The following is an 875-nucleotide window of genomic DNA, read 5'->3' on the forward strand; positions in this document are numbered from 1 at the left end:
TAGCTGAAGCCATCAGGGCCTTCTTAATTAAATCTTGATAACGACCTACTCTCACATGGGATCTCCCACACTACCATCGGCGATGGCGCTTTTCACTTCTGAGTTCGGGATGGGATCAGGTGGTTCAACGCCTCTATGATCATCAAGAAAACTGGTTTGTTTTAGTAGCAATCGGCTAATAAAACCAAATTTTCAACTGCCTGATAACTTTACCAGGACTTCTTAATATAAAGCTTGACGATAAACTAGTATCACATGCTTATCTGTCATAAATAGACCACACTATCGTGTAAATCTATTTCTTAAATATAAAGCTTGACGATAAACTAGTATCACATGCTTATCTGTCAAAAAAAGACCCACACTATCGTGTAAATCTATTTCTTAAATGTAAAGCTTGACGATAAACTAGTATCACATGCTTATCTGTCAAAAATAGACCCACATTATCGTGTGGATCTATTTCTCAAATATAAAGCTTGACGACGACCTACTCTCACATGGGATCTCCCACACTACCATCAGCGATGGCGCTTTTCACTTCTGAGTTCGGGATGGGATCAGGTGGTTCAACGCCTCTATGATCGTCAAGCAATTCTGTTGCGTTTGTTTTGAGTGGCACTCTGTTGTGCTGCTTGCCTTTTACAGCTAGCTCGTCTCAAAACACGCGAAGACGTGCTTGGATCTTTAACAATTCTTTTTTGAAATAGCGATAACCAAGTATCAAACCGATGCTCATCATTGCTGATGCTTGATCGTAATTTATGTCTTTGTCATTCTGATGATCTGAGCGTTCACTCTTTTCATCCAAAACCACTTTGGTGTTATATGGTCAAGCCTCACGAGCAATTAGTATTGGTTAGCTCAATGCCTCA

At 40.0% G+C, this 875-nt stretch carries 2 rRNA genes; both read right to left on the reverse strand.

Annotated elements, in window-relative coordinates:
• Positions 1 to 32: 32 nt before the first annotated feature.
• Positions 33 to 147: ribosomal RNA gene (rrf, locus tag DK187_RS12210) — 5S ribosomal RNA — on the reverse strand.
• Between the two features lie 330 nt (positions 148 to 477).
• Positions 478 to 592, reverse strand: a 5S ribosomal RNA gene (gene rrf, locus DK187_RS12215).
• Positions 593 to 875 lie beyond the last annotated feature (283 nt).

The organism is Marinomonas arctica (assembly GCF_003259225.1).
GTDB lineage: Bacteria > Pseudomonadota > Gammaproteobacteria > Pseudomonadales > Marinomonadaceae > Marinomonas > Marinomonas arctica.